A 19,898-nucleotide genomic window follows, 5' to 3' on the forward strand; every position below is an offset into this window, starting at 1 on the left:
ATGCATGCTCCGGATTGCTTCGCTACCCTCGCAGTGACGATAGGTGATTTGGTCGGAGGTCAGTGGTCCATGAGCATCCATGTCGGAGTCGGCGGCTGGACCTACGAGCCGTGGCGCGGAACCTTCTACCCGCCGAAGCATCCGCAAAAGCGCGAGCTCGAATATGCCGGCCAGCATCTGACAGGCATCGAGATCAACGGCACTTATTATGGCAGCCAGAAACCCGAAAGTTTCGCAAGCTGGGCGGCCGCGGTGCCCGACGGTTTCAAATTCAGCGTCAAGGCGTCGCGCTTCACGACCAACCGGCGGGTGCTCGCTGACGGCGCCCCCTCGATCGAGAAATTCCTGACGCAAGGGCTGACGCGGCTCGGCGACCGGCTGGGGCCGATCCACTGGCAGTTCATGGCGACGAAAAAATTCGATCGCGACGATTTCGCGGGCTTCCTCGATCTGCTGCCCGACACGCAGGACGGCCTGCCGCTGCGTCACGCGATCGAGGTGCGCCACGAGAGCTTCCGCGATCCGGCCTTCGTCGATCTGCTGCGCGACCGGAACATGGCGCTGGTCTATGCCGACAGCGACGAATTTCCGTGCATCGACGAGCAGACGGCGAACTTCAGCTATGCGCGGCTGCAGCGGTCGCACGAGGATGTCGACACCGGCTATGACAGCACCGCGCTCGACCATTGGGCGAGCCGTGCCCGCGACTGGGCGGAGGGCGGTCGCGACGTCTATATCTTCTTCATCGCGGGAGCGAAATTAAGAAACCCAGCCGCAGCGATGGCGCTAATAGATCGGTTGAAAGCGAGTACGGAATGACAGCCGAAGGAAAGCCAGAAGCGAAAAGGCCGTCGCGGAAACGCGCCGATGATATCAAGCAGTTTCGCTGCAAGAACCTAATCGCCGTTATCGAGGATCCGCAGAACCCGCGGAATATCGGAACGGTCATTCGAAACGTGAATGCCTTGGGCGTTGAGAAGGTCTATGTCGTCGATCCTCGAGGCGTCTTGTCCGACGACTGGCATGAACTGCGTGAGGAGCCGAAGCTCGCTAAGCTATCGGTGTCTGCGGTGAAATGGACTTTCGTAAAGCGGTTTAACAGCACCGAAGACTGTCTCGCTCACCTCGAAAAGAACCGATTCGTTTCGATCGTCACATCCCCTCACGTGAAAGGTAAGACCAACATATTCCTTCACGAAGGCGATTTTGCTGAACATGCAAAACTCGCCGTCTGGTTTGGCAATGAGACGAGAGGAATTAGCGATCTTGCTATCGAGCGTAGCGAGATGTGCGTGAGCATTCCGATGTTCGGAATGATTGAGAGCCTCAACCTCGGAACCAGCTCGGGAATCGTGTTGTACGAGATCGCGAAGCAAAGGCGCGAGTATCAAAGCAAATACAGGTTGAGGGATCGAAGAGGAAAACGGCAGACCGTCCTCCCGACGGTGATGACGCCCTCCCCTTAATGTGGGTGTAACTCTGCATAGACTTACCGCGGGGGCGAAGGCGCGCAATCCGGCTGCCGCACAGACGCTGATCGCAAAGCTGTAAGCCATTCCCTCCCCATGGCTCCGCCAAGGGGAGGATCTGGATCAGGCCGCGGCGGGCTGTGCCGCGAGGAAGTTGTACGGGTCGATGCCGCGGTTGCGATAGGCGCGGTGCGCTTCGTGATAGAGCGTCGGCTCGCCGATCCCCAACCGCGCACGCGCGGCGTCGAGCGGTTCGGCGAGCAGCGAGCGGATGTCCTGCTCGATGATCGCCTTGGCGACCTTGCCGTTGCGCTGGCCCTGGCGGATCGCGCCCATCACCGGCGCGTCGCTCTTGATGCTCCGCTTCACTTCATAACCGCCGGCATAGGCGATGAAGAAATTGCCGTAATTACCCGTCTGGCCATAGGTGAAACCGAGGACGCACTGTTCGCCGAGCGCGTCGCGGCCATAGCCGGTCAGGATGTGGAACAGGTCGTGCGTGTCGCGCAGGCGGTTGGCATACCATTGGAGCTGGTCGTCGAACTGCGGCCGGCCCATCTTCTCGCTCTCGGCGACGAGCCCCGCGGCCGACAGGCCTTCGCGGCGCATGAAGGTGACATAGGCGTGCCCCACGCTTCCCTCGGGCAACTCGTCGATCCAGCCATGGTCGTCGAGCAGGTCGGGGAGATAGGGTTCGCTTTCCATCAAACGCTTGCCGAGGTCGCTTGTCACAAAGGCGCGAGCGTCGTCGACGAAGCCCTTGCGCGGCAGATTCTCGAAGATGTGAAAGACCTGTTCGGTGTCTTCCTTGTCCTTGATCAGCTTGCGGAAGTGCGACAGCGCCTTCAGCGGGCGAAACTTCGCGGGGACACGGTCGGGATGGGAGAAGATGGTCGGGGTCATGGGGCTCTCTCGCGAATCATCTGATAGGACGCAGATAGCATTACTGACATATATGTCAATAGTAGCTTAACGGGCTGGACGCCCCTGCCCTCGCACCGTAACAGGCGCATAATACAGCGAGGCCCCCTCATGAGCGAAGACGGCAGAACGGAAACCGCACGGCTGGTCACGCTCGACGCCGTGCGCGGCTTTGCCGTGATGGGCATATTGGCGATGAACATCGTCGCCTTCGCCATGCCTGAAATGGCCTATGTCTCGCCGCGCGCCTATGGCGGCGACACGGCAGCGGACGTTGCGGCGTGGGGGCTGTCCTTCCTGTTCATCGACGGCAAGATGCGCGGGCTCTTTTCGATCCTGTTCGGAGCGAGCATGCTCCTCGTCGTCGACCGCGCCGAAAAGTTCGGGCAAAACGCCGCATCGGTGCACTATCGCCGCATGATCTGGCTCGCGATCTTCGGTCTCTGCCATTTCTTCTTCATCTGGTGGGGCGACATATTGTTCCTCTATGCCGCGGTCGGCAGCATCGCCTTCCTGTTTCGCAACTGGGAACCGCGGCGTCTGATACGATGGGCAGTGGGGCTGTTCACGCTGGGCATCCTGCTGATGACTCTGCTGTTCGGCGGCCAGCTCTTCGCGGCATCGTCGATCGACGATCCCGCCGCGCCGCCGTCGCTGGTCGAAGCAGAGCAGACCGTCCGCGACGAATATGCGAAGATCGACGGCGAAGTGCAGCGCGAACTGATATTGTATCGCAGCGGCTATCTCCCGATTCTCGGACACCGGCTGGACGATGCCGCCGATCCGTTTTCGATGGTCCTGATCAACCTGCTCGAAACGCTGCCGCTGATGATGATCGGCATGGCGCTGTTCCGCAACGGCTTCCTGACCGGGGCGTGGGAAGCGCACGCTTATCGCCGCGTCGCGTGGCGATGGCTGCCGCCGGGATTGCTGCTGACCATGCTCGTCTGCTGGCTGATGGAACGGGCGGAATTCGACTATCTCTTCTCGCTCACTGCGTTCCTTACCTGGGCGCAGCCGGGGCGCCTCATGATGACGATCGGCTATGTGGCGATGCTCGTCCTGCTGATCCGGCGTCACGCCGACGCCCCCTGGATCGGGCGCGTCGCGGCGGCGGGACAGGCTGCCTTTTCCAACTACATAGGCACCAGCATCGTGATGACGACGATCTTCTACGGCTATGGGCTGGGGCTGTTCGGATGGGTCGAGCGTGCGCCGCTCTATCTGTTCGTGATCGCCGCATGGGCGGTCATGCTGCTGTGGTCGAAGCCGTGGCTCGAGCGCTTTCGCTACGGCCCGCTCGAATGGCTATGGCGCAGCCTTGCGCGCGGCGCGATGCAGCCGATGCGACGGCGCTCCGCGGGTTAGGAAAGCCGTGTTCCCCGCGAAGGCGGGAGTCCATCTCCTGCCGGTTCAAGATGGCGCAGTCCGGTGATGGGCCCCCGCCTTCGCGGGGGAACAAGGGCTTACTCGGATGGGAATCAATAGCCGACGGCGCGGCCGAAACCCGCGGGCTTGCGCTGGACGAGCGGATTCGCCTCACGCTCGAGCGCCGCAAGCGTTTCCTCGAACAGCGCGCGCAAATTGACGACGCGCGGCAGATATTCCTCGGGGCTGACCTGCGCTTCGACGCAGTGGCGCGCGAACATCTCGATATCCTCGGTGAGCGCGCCGAGCCGCTCGGCGCCGAACTGACGCGCCTCGCTCTTCAGCGTGTGCGCGGGCATCACGAGGCCGCGCGCGTCGCGGGCACGCATCGCCTCTTCGATCGCGGCGACCGACTTGGTGCCGTCCTCGCGAAAATAGCCCAGAATGCGCACGAAGGCCGCGCCCAACTGGGTGCGGGTCGCGCGGAATTCATCCCAATCGACCAGGATCTCGTCCAATGCCCTGTCCCTCGGTGTTCAAATCGGTCCTTGGTCCCGATTGCCGCCATGCCCGAAGTCGGTAAAAAAGCCGTTACGATGGCTCGGAGGTGCGACGAAAGCCGCCCCATATCGGGTCAGTCGCGGCGGACGCGCCAGCCCCCTTCGGCTCCATCCGCCAGCGTCCAGCCCTGCTCGCCCGCCAGTGCGGCGACTTCGCGCCCCGCCTGTGGATCGTCGGCGAGCAACAGCACGTCCGCCGCCTCGCGCATCGCGCGCGCGAGCCGCAGCGCCGGCCACGGGCAGCGCATGCCGCGCGCGTCGACGACAAGTGCCGTCGGCGCTGCACCGGCCTCACTCGTCATAGGGGTTGCGCGTGTTGCGGAAATTGAGGCGGATCGGCACGCCCTGAAACCCCAGCTCCTTGCGCATCCCGTTCATCAGATAGCGCTGGTAGCTCGCGGGAAGCGCGTCGGTGCGGCTGCCGAAGACGACGAAGGTCGGCGGCCGCGTCCGCGCCTGCGTCATATAGCGCAGCTTGATCCGCTTGCCGCCGGGCGCCGGAGGCGGATTGGCCTCGACCGCGCGCTCGAACCAGCGGTTGAGCTTCGCCGTCGAGACGCGGTTGGTCCAGATCGCGCGCTGTTCGAAAGCGACGCGCACCAGCGTGTCGATTCCCTTGCCCGTCGCGCCCGAAATGCTGAGCACCGGCACGCCCTTGATCTGTGACAGCCCGTCGTCGAGCGCCGCGCGTACGCCGTTGAACAGCGACGAGGGATCTTCGGCGACGTCCCATTTATTGAGCGCGACGATCAGCGCGCGGCCTTCGTCGAGCACCCGGTCGGCGATGCGCAGATCCTGCGCCTCGAGCCCCTTGGTGGCGTCGAGCAGCAGCACGACGACTTCGGCGAAATCGACCGCGTGCATCGCGTCGGCGACCGACAATTTTTCGAGCTTGTCCTGCACCTTCGCGCGCTTGCGCATCCCGGCGGTGTCGAAAAGCTGGATCGGCTGGACCTCGCCGTCCTTTTCCCATTGCCAGTCGACGCGGATCGAATCGCGGGTGATCCCCGCCTCGGGCCCGGTGATCAGCCGGTCCTCGCCGATCATGCGGTTGATCAGCGTCGACTTGCCGGCGTTCGGCCGCCCGACGATCGCGAGCTTGAGCGGGCCGAGCGGTTCCTCGTCGCCCGCTTCGGTGTCGGCTGCTTCCTCCGCGGCCTCCATGAAGGGTTCGACGATCGGGCGCAGCGCGTCGAACAGGTCGACCACGCCCTCGCCATGCTCGGCGCTGAGCGCGATCGGACTGTCGAAGCCGAGCGCATAGGATTCCATCAGGCCGGTTTCGCCCTGCTTCCCCTCGGCCTTGTTGACGACGAGAATGATCGGCGTGTCTTCGCTGCGCAGCCAGCGCGCGATTTCCTCGTCGAGCGGCGTGACCCCGGCGCGGCCGTCGATCATGAACAGCGCCGCGTCGGCCTCGCGCACCGCTTTCTCGGTCTGGACGCGCATCCGGCCGGGCAGCGTCGCGGCGTCCTGATCCTCGAACCCCGCAGTATCGACGATCAGAAATTCGAGGCCGAGCAGCTTCGCATCGCCCTCGCGCCGGTCGCGCGTCACCCCCGGCTGGTCGTCGACGAGCGCGAGGCGCTTGCCGACGAGCCGGTTGAACAGCGTCGATTTGCCGACATTGGGCCGGCCGACAATGGCGATCGTCGCGGATCGCGCCATGGCTTGGTTCCTATCTCATCCGGGCCACCCCGGCCCGGACGCCTCAGCGCCAGGCCGTGATGGTGCCGTCGTCTGCCAGAATATACAAAATATTGTTCGCGACCACCGGCGCCTGCGACAGCGACGTCTTGAACTCCGTCGTCGCGAGGGTCGAGCCGTCGGTCGGTGAAAATTCGACGAGATGGCCTTCGCTGTTCACTGCGATCAACCGCCCGCCCGCCAGGATCGGCCCGGTCCAGCGAATCGGATCCTTCTTCTTCTTTTCGGTCTCGACCCGGAAGCGCGCGAGTTGCTGGAGCCAGCGCACCTTTCCGCTGCCGCGCGCGACGCAGAGCAGCTTGGCGTCGTCGGTCATCGCATAGACCCACTCGCCGACCACATAGGGCGTCGAGATGCCCGCGATCGAGATTTCCCAGGTGCGCTGGCCGGTGAGGAGCTCGTAGCTCGCCATGCGGCCGCCTTGGCCGAGCGCGAAGACGCGGCCGCGGTCAATCACCGGATCGGCGTCGACATCGGACAGCGTCGAGACCGACAGCGCCATCGAGGTGCGCGCAAGCGCATCTTCCCAGAGGTCGCGGCCGTTCTCGTAACGATAGGCCTGAACCTCGCCCGACGAAAAGCCCGCGACGATCGTGCCCTGTCCCGCCGCCGGCGAAGCGGCGCCGAAGACGCTGCCCGGTTCGAGCGACGCGGTCGCCTGCCACTCCACCGCGCCATTGGCCTGGTTCAGCGCGAAAATCTGATTGTCCTGACTGATCACATAGACGCCGCCGAAGGCGATCGTCGGTGCGCCGCGCAGCGGCCCGGCGGGCTTCGCCTTCCAGAGCACGTTGCCGTCGGCGACGTTGAGCGCCGCGACATCGCCCGATCCACTGGTCGCATAGACGACATCGCCGTCGACCCCTGCACCGCCGCCGAACAGCGAATCGCGATAATCCTTCGACGTGCTGCCGATCGACGTGCTCCACAGCTTGGCGCCCGTATCGGCCGCATAGGCGGTGACGACCGCGTCGGTATCGACGACGAACAAACGGTTGTCGGCAATTACCGGCGAGGAAGCGAGTCGCTGCTTCTTGGTGCTGCCTGCGATATGCGCTTCCCACAATTTGGCGCGCGCGGCGGCGAGCGCGGGGTGGCCCATCGATTTCGACGCATTGCCGCCCGACTGCGCCCAATTCGCGTTGACCGCCGGTTCGGGCAGCACGACCGCGACCGCCTCGATCGCCGGATCGACCTTGATGCTGTTGTCGTTCGACAGAATCGACACGCGCTGGCCGACCGTCGGCGTCTTTGGCCCACCGTTGCCCTTGAATGCGCCGCAGCCGGCAAGCGGCAAGGCGAGCAGCGCCGCGCCCATCACAAAATAGCGTTTCCGCATGTTACTTGGCTTCCTCATTTTTCGCGGCCGCCGCTGCGCCCGGCGTGCCTTTCTGGTCCCCGGCGGCCGGAGCCGCATTGGCTGCGCTTGCGGCGGCGCGCGCGCCCTCCACTTCCGCCTTCAGGCTTTCCGCTGCACGGTCGGCGACGGCATCGACGCCCAGCATTCCCGCCATCTGGACGCTGCGCGATTGCAGCGTCTTGGCGACATCGGGCAGCTTCGCAATCCGGCCGTATAGCTGGCCGGCCTGATCATATTTTCCCTGGCTGTAATAAGCCGCGGCGCTGAGCTCGGCAGCGCTCGCGAACCAGCTCGACGCCGGATCCTTGGCATCGACGATCGGTTTCAGTCGCGCGATGATCGCCTCGGGCTTCAGCGTGTCATATTCGAGCGCGGTCTGGCGAATCAGCGCCATATCGCGCAGCGACCGGTCGAGCTTGGTGTCGGCCGCGACCTTGGCGATCAGCGCGGCCGCCGCCTTGAGGTCGCCGCTCTTCGCCTTCAGGTTCGACTGTTCGATCAGCGCCGCGGCGCGATAGGCGGGATTGCCTTCGCCTTCGAGCGCCTTGAGTTCGGCGGTCGCCGCGGTCGGCTGCCCTGCATTGACCTTGTCGAACGCGGCGATCAGCGCCTCGGCCTTTTCGCCGCGCGCGATTTCCTGCCGGTGCCCCCAATAGAGATAGCCGCCGAACGCGAGCAGCGCGGCGACCGCCCCGCCGAGAATCCAGCGCCCATAGCGCTGCATGATAGTGTCGAACTGATCCTTGCGGACGGCCTCATCGACTTCCTGCAAAAACGCGTCGTTGCTGTTCGTCGGGCTCAGCGCCAATCAAACCTCCATCACATCTCATTGGCCCCGGACCATATCAGCCGGCCGGCCGCTTCCTTAGCGACGGCACCGGAAAAGGCCAAGCGATTCACTTGCGCGCGTTGCCGGCCTTCACCCTGCGTAGATCTGATCGGCTGTCGGAAATGAACGCGCCCTGACTTCCTCGGCATAATCCTGAACCGCACCGCTGACGACGCCCGCCATATCCTGGTAGCGCTTGACGAATTTGGGCACGCGTTCGAACATGCCGAGCATGTCGTCGGTCACCAGCACCTGGCCGTCGCATTGTGCCGAAGCACCGATGCCGATCGTCGGGCAATCGACCTTGTTCGTGATCTCGATTGCGATCGATTCGAGCACGCCCTCGATCACGATGGAAAAGGCGCCCGCCTGCGCGACCGCGACCGCATCCTCGACGATCGAGCGCGCTTCCGCATCGCTCTTGCCGCGCACGCCATAGCCGCCGAGAATGTTCACCGCCTGCGGCGTCAGCCCGACATGACCCATCACCGGAATGCCGCGCTGGGTGAGAAATTCGATCGTCGGCGCGAGCACCTTGCCGCCCTCGACCTTCACCGCCGCGGCGCCGGTTTCCTTGAGCAGGCGCGCGGCGTTGTTGAACGCCTGTTCGGGGCTGCCTTCATAGCTGCCGAAGGGCATGTCGACGATCACCGCGGCATGATAGCTGCCGCGCACCACCGCAGCGCCGTGGAGCGCCATCATGTCCATCGTCACCCCGACGGTGTGGGGCAAGCCATAGATCACCTGCGCGAGCGAATCGCCGACGAGCAGCATGTCGCAGTGCGGATCGAGAAGCTGGGCCATGCGGACGGTGTAGGCCGTCAGCATCACGATCGGCTCGCCGCCCTTGCGCTGGCGGATGCGCGGTACCGTCAGGCGTTTCATCGGCTGCGGCGTCGGGTTGGCGCGGCTGGTGGAAGTGTCGAGGGTGAGGGTTTTGGGGAGCGTGGACATGGCGCGGGGGTCTAGCCCGTCCCATCGCCGAGCGAAAGATCGAACTCGGCCTGCATCGCCTGATTGTAAAATTACCTTGACTCAATGTTCGATATTTTTAACTTTACGTCATTAATAGCGAACATATGGAGAGTCGTTCGATGACATTTCGCGAGAAAATCGACTGGCTGACGATCGGCGCGATCGTCCTCGCCTTCGGGGGCTATGCCATCGCCTTTCCCTGGGGCCTCAGCGGCGTTCCCGCGCTGGCGGCACAGGGCGGTCTGCTGATCCTGGTCGCGATCGCGATGACGCTCGTGCTGACCCTTGCCGCCGTCGTGTTGGCGATCCGCCGCCCGCGCGACGCCAATGCCCCCGCCGACGAACGCGACCGGAGCATCACCCGCCGCGCCGCAACGCGCGCCTATTACGTGCTGATCGTCGGCGCGGCCTGCTGCTTTGCGCTTGGATATTGGACCGCCGATCTGGCGACGGTCCTCAACGGCCTGCTCGCCGCGATCGTCGCCGCCGAACTGGTCCGGCTGGCAAGCCAGGTCAGTGCCTATCGGAGCGGCGAATGACGCCCGCCCGCCCCGCACCGTCCGGAACCCGGCGACGCGAAACGCAGGAAACGACAATGACCTATAATGAAAAAAAGGCCTGGCTGACGCTAGTCGCGATGCTGCTGGCCTATGGCCTTTACTTCGGGCTGATCCTGGCGGGCCATCCCGCGGGGCGCGAGCGTTTCGCGATGCTGTGGCTGTTCGGGTCGATCGCCGCGACACAGGCGGCGATCGTGATCATCGGCCATGTCTGGCTGGCAATCGAGGCACGCAAGCTGCCCCACTCGCGTGTCGACGAGCGCGACCGCGCGATCGCCGCGCGCGGCACGCGGGTCGGCTATTATGTCCTGTTGACCGGAACGATCATCGTCGGGGTCGTCATGCCCTTCACCGATCCGCCGATGCACATCGTCAACAGCGCGCTGTTCGCGATCGTGGTCGCCGAAACGGTCGGATTGCTGGTGGTGGTGACGAGCTATCGGAGGGGCTGGCATGGCTAAGCCTCCCTTCAGCAACGACATCCGCACCCTGCGCTTCCTGGCGGGCGAGATGACCCAGGGCGAACTGGGCGACCATGTCGGGGTAACCCGGCAGACGATCGCGGCGATCGAACAGGGCAAATATTCGCCGTCGCTCGAAGTCGCCTTCCGCATCGCGCACGTCTTCGACAAGCCGCTCGAGGCCGTGTTTCGGTGGGAGGGGGATTGACCCGGGAGCCCGCTGTGGGGTGGTGAGCGGACGCTCCCCATCTTCGTCATTCCCGCGAAAGCGGGAACCCAGAGTGGGGTCAGCCGACGCACGCTCTGGGTTCCCGCTTTCGCGGGAATGACGAAGATAAGAAATGCTACGCGCGACTTTCAGACTCTCGTCATCCCGGACTTGATCCGGGATCCATTCTCTCACCGCCGGGTGAATGTATCCCGGATCAAGTCCGGGATGACGATGTAAGATAGGTCGGCTTCCGGTCGAAACCCACCCTGACGAGGCTCACCCCCGTCCGGCGTCGTTCAACGCCGCAATCTGCTCGCTGGTCAGCACCAGCGCCTCACTTCCCAATATCTCGTCGAGCTGGCCGACACTCGTCGCGCTCGCGATTGGCGCGGTGACGCCGGGCTGCGCCGCGACCCAGGCGAGCGCGATCTGCGACAGCGTCGCGCCGGTCTCGCCCGCGATGCGATCCATCACCGCCAGCATCGCCGGCCCCTTGCCCTCCAGATAGGCCTTGGCGCGCGCGCCGCGCGGGCTTTTGCCGAGGTCGTCGGCGCTGCGGTATTTTCCCGACAAATAGCCCGACGCGAGGCTGAAATAGGTGATGACCCCCATATCCTCGTCGACGCAGAGCGTCTGGAGCGACCCTTCATATTGCGCGCGGTCGAGCAGGTTGAGCTCGGGCTGCACGACGGTGAACCGCGGCAGACCCAGTTCGTCGGCCGTGCGCAGCGCTTCGCCCAGCCGCTCGGCGCTATAGTTGGACGCGCCGATCGCGCGCACCGTCCCCGCGTCGACCAGTTCGGCAAACGCGCCGAGTACCTCGCCCAGCGGCACGTCGGGGTCGTCCTTGTGCGCGAAATAGAGGTCGATGGTGTCGACGCCGAGCCGGTCGAGCGAACCCTGCACGGCCTCGCGGATGAGGTCGGGTTTCAGGCCGCCGGGCATCATCCCGACCTTGGTCGCGACCAGCACCTTGTCGCGCGCGCCGCGCGCCTTCAGCCACTGGCCCATCATGGTTTCGGACTCGCCGCCCTTGTGCGCCGGCACCCACGCCGAATAGACGTCGGCGGTGTCGATCATCCCGCCGCCGCGTTCGACGAAGCGGTCGAGGATCGCGAAACTCGCGGCGCGGTCGGCGGTCATGCCGAAAACATTGCCGCCGAGCACGAAAGGCCGGATCGACAGGCCGCTTTTGCCGAGCGCGCGTTCGGTCATTGGGGAACTCCTTCCTTCACTGCCGGCACCGCTTCGCGCGGATTGTCGCTGAACAGCCCGTCGATGCCGGTCCTCAGATAGGTCTTGATCTCGGCCGCCAGATCGCCATGCCCCGCCGGATTGAGCCCGCCCTTGTCGGCGAGCGGCAGGAAATAATTCTCGCGGCGAAAGGTCCAGGGATGGACCTTGAGCCCCGCGGCATGGGCGTCGCGTACCAGCACGGTCGGATCGCCGAGCGTTCCAATCGCCCCGCGCGGGATAACCATGTCCTTGTTCGGCCCGATGCCGTCGGCATAGGCCGCAACCGCTTTCAGCCCCGCCGGGGTCGCCATCATCGCATAGGTCGCTTTCGGATCGTCGGCGGGGCCGCCCTCACCGTCCATGAGCTGGATCAGCGGCAGGTCGCTCTTCGCCCGGATCGCCTTGAGATTACCGACCTCGAAGCTCTGGATGAAGACCGGCGCGGTGCGGCCGCGATAGCCGTATTTTTCGAGGATCGCGAGCAGGGGCGCCTCGTGCGGCAGGCCGATCGACGCGAAATAGCTCGGATGTTTGGTCTCGGGATAGACGCCCACCGGATGATCGCGGCCCTTGTTTGCCGCGACCAGCAGGTCGAGGATTTCGGCGAAGGTCGGGATCTCATACTGGCCGTCATGCGCGGTGCCGCGCAGCCGAGGAATGCGTTCCTTCGCGCGCAGCGTCTTCAATTCGGCAAGGGTGAAATCCTCGGTGAACCAGCCCGTGACCTCCTTGCCGTCGATCCGCTTGGTCGCCCTGCGGCCCGCAAACTCGGGATGGCCGGCGACGTCGGTGGTCTCCGAAATCTCATTCTCGTGCCGCGCGACGAGCACGCCGTCCTTGGTCAGCACCAGGTCGGGTTCGATGAAATCGGCGCCCTGCTCGATCGCGAGGCGGTAGCTTGCCAGCGTATGCTCGGGCCGCTCGCCCGAGGCGCCGCGATGGGCGATGACAATCGGCGGCTTGCCGTCGAGGGTGGGCTGGGCGGCCATCGGCTCAGCGCCGCAGCCCGAGAGCGCCAGCAGCATCAGCGCGGCGCGCCACCCCTTCATGCCGCAAAGCGCTGCTGCCAGTCATCGGCCGAAAACCCTATGCTGAACGCGCCGTCGGCATCGACCAGCGGGCGCCGGATCATCGCCGGCTGCTCGAGCATCAGCGCCTTGGCCTTCACGGCGTCGAGTCCCTCTTTCTCCGCATCGGGCAATTTGCGAAAGGTCGTGCCGCTTTTGTTGAGCAGCTTTTCCCAGCCGAGCGTATCGATCCAGCCCTGAAGCTGCGCGGCATCGAGGCCGTCCTTGCGATAGTCGTGAAAGCGATGGGCGACGCCATGCTCGTCGAGCCAGCGCCGCGCCTTTTTCACCGTGTCGCAGTTACTGATTCCGAATATGGTCAACGTCATTTTCTTTTCCTTCGAAACCACAGCCTAACTGAGCGCGGCAGGAAATAGGCGCAGCCCAACATGCTGGCACCGGCTATCACCAATACGCAATTCGTCGCGAAGGAGCTCTCAGAAATGAGCGCGTGCAAGTTGGAGCCAGCTAACAACACGCAAACGAAGGCAGCAAGTGAAACTGCTGATCCCATGTGGATCGTCTGACGCGTCACGCTTGGCGCTCCGAAGCGGCCCACGTTTCTACGTGCCTTCCATATAACTCGCAGTTGGGAATGCCGTAGAGGGTCAGGGTCATGAATCTTGGTCGCTCTGCCGATTGGGAGGAAAGGCGGCGACCCTAGGGCAGGGGCGGCCGGTCGGCAATGCGGGCGTTGGCGCTTGCCAATTTTCCGCGCAGCGCGCGCGCGAAGCCTTCATGGAGCGCGGCGGCGACGTCGGGCTGGGCGGCGAGATAGGCGCGCAATCCCGCCGCTGGGATGAACCACAGCCGCGAATTGCAGGTCAGCACGACCGTGCCGGTCGCGTGGGCGCCGTCGAGCACCGTCGCCTCGCCGATCAGCGCGCCGTCGGCGACCGCGCCGACGTCCTGACCGTCGCGGCGGACCGCCGCCGCACCCTCAGCGAGATAGAAGAGGCAGGGCGCCGCCTCATTTTCGCGGATCAGCACCTCACCGCGCCGCGCCGAAATCCAGTGACCATGGTCGATCAGCGCGCGCGCCGCCGCGGGGCCCAGTCCGTCGAAATGGCGCTCGCGCAACAATTGCTCCTCGGCCGAGAAGCGGACCTTGCTCGCGCGCAGCCACAGCCGCGCGATCAGGCCGAGATTGACGAGCAATATGGCAAGGATGAGCAAGGTATAGCCCGTTCCGTGCCAGCCAAGGATGGCGACGGGCAGCGCGAGCAGCGCCGCGATCGCCAGCCCGAGCCGGACATGATCGACCCGCGCGACGAGGCTTGCCGCCAGCAGCACGACAAGCGCCCCATATCCAAACCAGGCCGGATCGAAACCGGTCATAGGCAGCCTTTTCGCATCGAGGCCCTAACCGGGCCACCAGCAGCATGGCGTTATCGCCAACCCCATAACGTTACCGATTACCCAACACCTTGACCGCGACGACCCACGCAGCCCGGTTGTTGCAATAATTTATCAGTTTTTATCGATCGAGAAAAGCATAGGTGCGTAAAAGCCACCAAAATGCTAATTTTCTCTTCCCAAGGGTATGCGCGCATTGCGTCGGCGGCGCATTCACGCCATGGCGGCCCGCGATTCGACGCAGAATGAAGACAAGAGATATGACGCAATCATGGCAACCGCAGAGCTGGCGCACGCACGAAGCGCGGCAGCTTCCCACCTATCAGGACGCCGCCGCGCTGGCGGCTGCCGAAAAGGAGCTGTCGAGCTATCCGCCGCTGGTCTTTGCCGGCGAGGCGCGTGACCTGACCGCCGAACTCGGCCGCGTGGCGGAAGGCAAGGCCTTCCTGCTCCAGGGCGGCGACTGCGCCGAAAGCTTTGCCGAATTCCATCCGAACAACATTCGCGACACCTTCCGCGTCCTGCTCCAGATGGCCGTCGTGCTGACCTTCGCATCGAAAATGCCGGTGGTGAAGCTCGGCCGCATGGCGGGCCAGTTCGCCAAGCCGCGCTCGGCCGACATGGAAGATGTGGATGGCGTCGAACTGCCCAGCTATCGCGGCGACATCATCAACGACATCGGTTTCGAGGCGGCGGGCCGCGAGCCCGACCCGGCGCGGATGATCAAGGCGTATAACCAGTCAGCGGCGACGCTCAATCTGCTGCGCGCCTTCGCGAACGGCGGCTACGCGAATCTGCATCAGGTCAACGCTTGGACGCATGACTTCATGGACCGCAGCCCGTGGGCGAAGAAATATCAGGAAACCGCGGGGCGGATTTCCGAAGCCCTCGCCTTCATGGAAGCGTGTGGGGTCACGCCCGAGACGGTGCCGCAGATCAAGGGCACCAGCTTCTACACCAGCCACGAGGCGCTGCTGCTCCCCTATGAGCAGGCGCTGACACGGCAGGACAGCCTGACCGGCGGCTGGTACGACACCTCGGGCCATTTCCTGTGGGTCGGCGACCGCACCCGCTTCGAGGGGTCGGCGCATATTGAATATCTGCGCGGCATCGGCAATCCGGTCGGCATGAAATGCGGGCCAAGCCTCGAGCCCGACGTGCTGCTGCGCCTGCTCGACACGCTGAACCCCAATCATGTGCCGGGGCGGATGACGCTGATCACCCGCTACGGCCACGACAAGATCGAGGCGCATCTGCCGAAGCTGGTGCGCGCGGTGAAGGAATCGGGGCATCCGGTCGTCTGGTCGTGCGACCCGATGCACGGCAACGTCATCAAGACCTCGACCGGCTACAAGACGCGGCCCTTCGAGCGCATCCTCGCCGAGGTGCGCGGCTTCTTCGCCGTGCACCGCGCCGAGGGCACGCATGGCGGCGGCATCCATATCGAGATGACCGGCCAGAACGTCACCGAATGCACCGGCGGCGCGATGGACGTGACCCAGATGGACCTCGCCGACCGCTATCACACGCACTGCGACCCGCGGCTCAATGCGGGGCAGTCGCTGGAACTGGCGTTCCTGCTGGCGGAAATGCTCAATCAGGAAATGTCGGACCGGGCGAAGCAGGCGGCGTAAGCCGCCTCTCCCATCGTCATTGCGAGCGCAGCGAAGCAATCCAGAGCCTGCGTAAACCGCTCTGGATTGCTTCGCTGCGCTCGCAATGACGAAAGAATTATTTCCCCGGCCAGCGCTGCGTATCAGCGAAGGCGCGGCCCAGTGCGACGTGCAGGTCGGCGTCCTCGGCCGCGCCGCCAAGCGGCACCTTGTCCGAAAATTCGTCGGCCGGCTCGTGATAGTCGCTGCCGAGGAATTTTTCGAGCAGCGCCATGTCCGAAAAGCTGCCGCCGACCATCAGCGAGGTCACGCCCCTGGCGCCGAGCGCCCAGCCGTCCTGCCGCTGGATGAAGGGATCGGCCTCGCCGTCGTCGTCGATCCTGCGGCCGAGTTTCTCCGCGACCGCGCGCACCACCGCGTCATAGGCGGGCTTGCCGCGGCCGATCGTCGCGACCGGGGTGCCGCGCGGCGAGATGGCTATGGTGTCGATGTTGAGCGCGACGGTGATGTCGGAAAGCGGCACGACCGGATGGTCGGCGAACCAGTGCGCGCCGAGCAGCCCCTTCTCCTCCGAGGTCGTCGCCATGAAATAGATGTCGCGGTCGGGCCGCGCCCCGCCGGCGAGCCGCTTCGCCACCGCGATCAGCACCGCGATCCCGCTCGCATTGTCGACCGCGCCGTTGCAGATGCGGTCTTTCGGATCGTCGGGGGCGCAGATGCCGAGATGGTCCCAGTGGCCGAGGAACAGCACCGCCTTGCCGTCGGGCTTCGCGCCGGGCAGCTTGGCGATGATATTGTTGCTCTCATAAGCGCGCACGGTCGCGGTCGCGGCGATCGTCGCGGTCGCGGACAGCACGGCGCCCTTGTAGTCCGCCGCCTTCGCCGCCGCGCCGAGCGCGGCGCCGTCCCGCCCCGCCCGCTTGAACAGGGCGTCGGCGGCTTCGGGCGACAGGAAGCCGGTGACCGGCGCGCCCGGCTTCGCCGACGCCAGCCGCGTCGTCTTGCCGCCCACCGCCTCGCGAAGCTGTCCCCAGGGCACGGCGTCGGTCGCGATGACGAGTACCCCCGCCGCGCCCGCATCGGCGAGCATCTGCCGCCGTTCGCGATAGCGCGGCAAATCCTTGCCGAAGGGCGCAGCGTCGAACAGCATGATCGCGAGCTTGCCTTTGACGTCCGCGTTCACCTTGCCCGCGCCATCGATGCCATAGCCGACGAAGACGACCGGCACGTCCGCCAGCGACAGCGATGCGTCGCGACCGGTCAGGACGATGCCGTTATCACCGAACGCAAGATCGCTGCCGCCGACCTTGAACGTCGCGGCTGCGCCGGTCGCCTGCGTCTCGATCAGCGGCACCCCCTGGAGCCAGGGCGTCGCGCTGCCCGGAACGGGTTCGAGCCCCGCCTTCGCCCATTCGCCGACGATATAGGCGATGGTGCGATCCTCCCCCTCGGTGCCGGGCCCGCGCCCCTCGAAGGCATCGCTGGAAAGAATGCGGATATGGTCCGCGAGTTCGGCCTCGGTGACCGGCGCATCGGCCTCCTTCGCGTAACTTGCGGGCGCGACGGCGATCAGGGCGGCGGCCGCGATAGCGGCGCGGAATGGGAGGATTTTCATGGGCTCGCCGCATGGCATGGCCGGATTGAGCAGGCAAGGCGCGTTCGTCGAACGACGGACGGCGGGCGCAACAGTGCTGGATTGGATTCGGACAGAGGCGCAGAGAACGCAGAGGATCGAAACTTTTTGTTCACGCGGAGACGCGGAGGCGCGGAGAAATGGCGATTGCCGCAAAGCGGCCTTTTCCTGAGGTCTAGCGTTACAAACGAAAGTTCGAGAAAGGGAGGGGCCTGTCGGCCCAATCATCTCCGCGCCTCCGCGTCTCCGCGTGAACAAAAATCTTTACGCTCTCTGCACTTCCGCGCGAATTGATTTACTGGCGTTCCAGCAGCGCGCGGGCGGCGGCGACGTGCATGTCCTCGATCATCCGTCCCTCGTGCCGCTGCGCGCCGCCGGTCGCAGCCGCGACCAGCGCCTCGGCCGCAGCGATCTCGCGCGGCGAGGGGGCGAAGGCAGTATTGCACGGGTCGACCTGCGACGGGTGGATCAGTGTCTTGCCGTCGAAGCCGAGCCGTCGCCCCTCGGCCGCTTCCGCTGCGAAGCCCGCCGCATCGTCGATGGCGTTATAGACGCCGTCGAAGCACCAGACGCCGCCCGCGCGTGCCGCGAGCACGATCGCCTGAATCGCATGGCTCATCGCGCCGCGGTCCATGCCATCAGGCAGCTTCAGTTCGTGCGCAAGGTCGTTGAGCCCCGCGATCAGCCCGTGCGTCGCGGGATCGGCGGCGATAGCGCGCGCCGCATAGATGGCGGCCGGGGTCTCGATCATCGCCAGCAGCGGCACGCCGAGCGGGCGCGCCGGGTCGAGATCCGACGGCGCGTCGACCTTCGGCAGCACCACGGCATCGAGCGCCAGCCCGGCGACAGCGGCGAGGTCGTCGGCCTGATGCTCGCTGCCCGTTCCGTTGATCCGCACCGCGACGCGCTTGCCGGGAAAGCCCGCCGCGACCGCCGCGCGCATCGCGTCGCGTGCCTCGGCCTTGCGGTCGGCCGGGACCGCATCCTCGAGGTCGATGATCAGCATGTCGGCGGCGAGCCCGCGCGCCTTTTCAAGCGCGCGGGCGTTCGAGCCGGGAACATAGAGAAGCGAGCGGGGGGCGAAGTCGGTCATGCGCTTTTCTGTGGCGCAGCCGCCGCATTGCCGCAATAAGGAGATGATGCTTTTGTGAGAGAGGGGACGATCGATGGAATTCGCGCTTGCGCTGGTGGTGCTGGCCCTGGTGTTCCTGGTCTGGGCGCTGACACCGGTCCGGCAGGGCTATGCCTATACGATCGAACGCTTCGGCCGCTACACCCATACCGCTCAGCCGGGGCTCAACTTCATCATGCCGATCTTCGACCGCGTCGGGCGCAAGGTGAACATGATGGAGCAAGTGCTCGACATTCCGGGGCAGGAGATCATCACCAAGGACAACGCGATGGTCGCGGTCGACGGCGTCGTCTTCTTCCAGGTCCTCGACGCCGCCAAGGCGGCCTATGAGGTCAGCGACCTCTATCTCGCGATCATGAACCTGACGACGACGAACCTGCGCACGGTGATGGGGTCGATGGACCTCGACGAGACGCTGTCGAAGCGCGACGAGATCAACACCCGGCTGCTGCATGTCGTCGACGATGCGACGACGCCGTGGGGGGTCAAGATCACCCGCGTCGAGATCAAGGACATCCGACCGCCCGCCGACATTTCGAACGCGATGGCGCGGCAGATGAAGGCCGAGCGCGAAAAGCGCGCCAACATCCTCGAGGCCGAAGGGATGCGCGCCTCGGAAATCCTGCGCGCCGAGGGCGAGAAGCAGGGCCAGATCCTGCAGGCCGAGGGCCGCCGTGAAGCCGCTTTCCGCGACGCCGAGGCACGCGAGCGCGAAGCCGAGGCCGAAGCCAAGGCGACGCAGATGGTGTCCGACGCGATCGCCGGCGGCAATGCGCAGGCGATCAACTACTTCATCGCGCAGAAATATGTCGAGGCGGTGAGCCAGTTCGCGACGAGCCCGAACGCCAAGACGATCCTCTTCCCGGTCGAGGCGACGCAGCTCATCGGCACGCTCGGCGGGATCGGCGAGCTCGCCAAGGACGCGCTCGAACGCAAGGGGGCTTGAGATGGCGGACTGGCTGGCGAACATGGAACCGCACTGGGCGTGGCTCTCGCTCGGCGTGCTGCTCGCCGCGGCCGAGATCGTCGCGCCCGGCTTCTTCCTGATCTGGCTCGGCGCCGCAGCGATCGTCACCGGCGTCTTTGCCTGGATCGTTCCCGGCGTCGCCGACAGCGTTCCGGCGCAGCTCGGCATCTTCGCGGTACTGTCGTTCATTGCCCTCTATAGCGCGCGGCGCTGGCTGAAGGCGAACCCGATCACCACCGCCGACCCCAACCTCAACCAGCGCGCGGTGCGGCTGGTTGGCGAGGTGCTGACGGTAACCAAGGCGATCGAGGACGGCCGCGGCCGCGCCAAGGTCGGCGACGGCGAATGGCCGGTGCACGGCCCCGACGCCGCAGAAGGCAGCAAGGTCCGCGTCGTCAGCGCCGACGGCGGCGTGCTGGTGGTCGAAGCAGCCTGATCATCAATCGTCATCCCGGCGAAGGCCGGGATGACGG

General features: G+C 65.3%; 22 protein-coding genes. 9 read left to right on the plus strand and 13 right to left on the minus strand.

The genetic code is table 11. The features are described 5' to 3' along the window. Positions 1-69: 69 nt before the first annotated feature. Together ACVENA_RS15525 and ACVENA_RS15530 are read left to right on the plus strand one after the other, a co-directional pair. The gene (locus ACVENA_RS15525) at positions 70-819 is read left to right on the plus strand and encodes a DUF72 domain-containing protein (protein WP_449326084.1); all 750 of its coding nucleotides are present in this window, start codon (positions 70-72) and stop codon (positions 817-819) included. Next, positions 816-1,466 (plus strand): TrmH family RNA methyltransferase, encoded by a 651-nt coding sequence (locus tag ACVENA_RS15530; protein WP_449326085.1) that lies wholly within the window; start codon positions 816-818, stop codon positions 1,464-1,466. The genes ACVENA_RS15525 and ACVENA_RS15530 overlap by 4 nt, the downstream gene beginning before the upstream one ends. 126 nt (positions 1,467-1,592) lie before the next feature. Here ACVENA_RS15530 and ACVENA_RS15535 read toward each other — a convergent pair whose 3' ends face one another. Next, positions 1,593-2,372 carry a Coq4 family protein gene (locus ACVENA_RS15535; RefSeq protein WP_449326086.1) on the minus strand — a complete coding sequence of 260 codons (780 nt, stop codon included), beginning with the start codon at positions 2,370-2,372 and terminating at the stop codon, positions 1,593-1,595. Between the two features lie 129 nt (positions 2,373-2,501). Here ACVENA_RS15535 and ACVENA_RS15540 point away from each other — a divergent pair, with 129 nt between their 5' ends. Further along, a complete protein-coding gene (locus ACVENA_RS15540) occupies positions 2,502-3,758 on the plus strand; it encodes a DUF418 domain-containing protein (protein WP_449326087.1) in 1,257 nt (418 codons plus the stop codon). Between the two features lie 113 nt (positions 3,759-3,871). On the opposite strand, the gene ACVENA_RS15545 is transcribed toward ACVENA_RS15540, so the two are convergent. From ACVENA_RS15545 to panB, 6 genes are all read right to left on the minus strand, one after another. After that, the gene (locus ACVENA_RS15545; RefSeq protein ID WP_297662411.1) at positions 3,872-4,276 is read right to left on the minus strand and encodes an Hpt domain-containing protein; all 405 of its coding nucleotides are present in this window, start codon (positions 4,274-4,276) and stop codon (positions 3,872-3,874) included. Positions 4,277-4,392: 116 nt separating this feature from the next. Then, positions 4,393-4,620: a sulfurtransferase TusA family protein gene (locus ACVENA_RS15550; protein WP_449326088.1), complete on the minus strand. Its 228-nt coding sequence runs from the start codon at positions 4,618-4,620 to the stop codon at positions 4,393-4,395. Then, positions 4,610-5,986, minus strand: a complete 1,377-nt coding sequence (der, locus tag ACVENA_RS15555) for a ribosome biogenesis GTPase Der (RefSeq protein WP_449326089.1) — start codon at positions 5,984-5,986, stop codon at positions 4,610-4,612. Before der ends, ACVENA_RS15550 begins: the two co-directional genes overlap by 11 nt. 43 nt (positions 5,987-6,029) lie before the next feature. Continuing rightward, entirely contained in the window at positions 6,030-7,364 is a 1,335-nt protein-coding gene (locus ACVENA_RS15560; protein ID WP_449326090.1) for an outer membrane protein assembly factor BamB family protein, read from the minus strand. 1 nt (position 7,365) lies between these two features. Beyond that, entirely contained in the window at positions 7,366-8,193 is an 828-nt protein-coding gene (locus tag ACVENA_RS15565) for a tetratricopeptide repeat protein (protein WP_449326091.1), read from the minus strand. Between the two features lie 111 nt (positions 8,194-8,304). Next, positions 8,305-9,168 (minus strand): 3-methyl-2-oxobutanoate hydroxymethyltransferase, encoded by an 864-nt coding sequence (panB, locus tag ACVENA_RS15570; protein WP_257544648.1) that lies wholly within the window; start codon positions 9,166-9,168, stop codon positions 8,305-8,307. 140 nt (positions 9,169-9,308) lie between these two features. Between panB and ACVENA_RS15575 the strand changes: the two genes are divergently transcribed. Genes ACVENA_RS15575 through ACVENA_RS15585 form a run of 3 tightly spaced genes read left to right on the plus strand, consistent with a single transcriptional unit; the run spans position 9,309 to position 10,418 of the window. Next, positions 9,309-9,728, plus strand: a complete 420-nt coding sequence (locus ACVENA_RS15575) for a hypothetical protein (RefSeq protein ID WP_449326092.1) — start codon at positions 9,309-9,311, stop codon at positions 9,726-9,728. A 56-nt stretch (positions 9,729-9,784) separates the two neighbouring features. Then, positions 9,785-10,210, plus strand: coding sequence for a hypothetical protein (locus ACVENA_RS15580; protein ID WP_449326093.1), 426 nt, complete (start codon positions 9,785-9,787; stop codon positions 10,208-10,210). Then, positions 10,203-10,418, plus strand: a complete 216-nt coding sequence (locus ACVENA_RS15585; protein ID WP_449326094.1) for a helix-turn-helix transcriptional regulator — start codon at positions 10,203-10,205, stop codon at positions 10,416-10,418. The genes ACVENA_RS15580 and ACVENA_RS15585 overlap by 8 nt, the downstream gene beginning before the upstream one ends. Before the next feature lie 279 nt (positions 10,419-10,697). On the opposite strand, the gene ACVENA_RS15590 is transcribed toward ACVENA_RS15585, so the two are convergent. The 4 genes from ACVENA_RS15590 to ACVENA_RS15605 form a co-directional block, all read right to left on the minus strand. Beyond that, on the minus strand, positions 10,698-11,636 hold the full coding sequence (locus ACVENA_RS15590; protein ID WP_449326095.1) for an aldo/keto reductase: 939 nt from the start codon (positions 11,634-11,636) through the stop codon (positions 10,698-10,700). Next, on the minus strand, positions 11,633-12,706 hold the full coding sequence (locus ACVENA_RS15595) for a glycerophosphodiester phosphodiesterase (RefSeq protein WP_449326096.1): 1,074 nt from the start codon (positions 12,704-12,706) through the stop codon (positions 11,633-11,635). Before ACVENA_RS15595 ends, ACVENA_RS15590 begins: the two co-directional genes overlap by 4 nt. Further along, entirely contained in the window at positions 12,703-13,053 is a 351-nt protein-coding gene (locus ACVENA_RS15600; protein WP_257544659.1) for an ArsC family reductase, read from the minus strand. Before ACVENA_RS15600 ends, ACVENA_RS15595 begins: the two co-directional genes overlap by 4 nt. Before the next feature lie 331 nt (positions 13,054-13,384). Beyond that, on the minus strand, positions 13,385-14,062 hold the full coding sequence (locus ACVENA_RS15605) for a cyclic nucleotide-binding domain-containing protein (protein WP_257544661.1): 678 nt from the start codon (positions 14,060-14,062) through the stop codon (positions 13,385-13,387). A gap of 278 nt (positions 14,063-14,340) precedes the next feature. On the opposite strand from ACVENA_RS15605, the gene ACVENA_RS15610 reads away from it, so the two are divergent. Continuing rightward, positions 14,341-15,714 carry a class II 3-deoxy-7-phosphoheptulonate synthase gene (locus ACVENA_RS15610; RefSeq protein WP_257544663.1) on the plus strand — a complete coding sequence of 458 codons (1,374 nt, stop codon included), beginning with the start codon at positions 14,341-14,343 and terminating at the stop codon, positions 15,712-15,714. Positions 15,715-15,811: 97 nt separating this feature from the next. Here the strand turns inward: ACVENA_RS15610 and ACVENA_RS15615 are convergent, their stop codons facing one another. Both ACVENA_RS15615 and ACVENA_RS15620 read right to left on the minus strand, forming a co-directional pair. Next, the gene (locus ACVENA_RS15615; protein ID WP_449326097.1) at positions 15,812-17,308 is read right to left on the minus strand and encodes a M28 family peptidase; all 1,497 of its coding nucleotides are present in this window, start codon (positions 17,306-17,308) and stop codon (positions 15,812-15,814) included. 313 nt (positions 17,309-17,621) lie between these two features. Next, the gene (locus ACVENA_RS15620; protein WP_449326098.1) at positions 17,622-18,419 is read right to left on the minus strand and encodes an HpcH/HpaI aldolase/citrate lyase family protein; all 798 of its coding nucleotides are present in this window, start codon (positions 18,417-18,419) and stop codon (positions 17,622-17,624) included. Positions 18,420-18,492: 73 nt separating this feature from the next. Between ACVENA_RS15620 and ACVENA_RS15625 the strand changes: the two genes are divergently transcribed. Further along, positions 18,493-19,404, plus strand: coding sequence for an SPFH domain-containing protein (locus tag ACVENA_RS15625; protein WP_257544669.1), 912 nt, complete (start codon positions 18,493-18,495; stop codon positions 19,402-19,404). Between the two features lies 1 nt (position 19,405). Further along, entirely contained in the window at positions 19,406-19,861 is a 456-nt protein-coding gene (locus ACVENA_RS15630) for an NfeD family protein (protein WP_449326099.1), read from the plus strand. The last annotated feature ends 37 nt before the right edge of the window (positions 19,862-19,898 follow it).

It is taken from the genome of Sphingopyxis sp. 550A, from assembly GCF_053569535.1.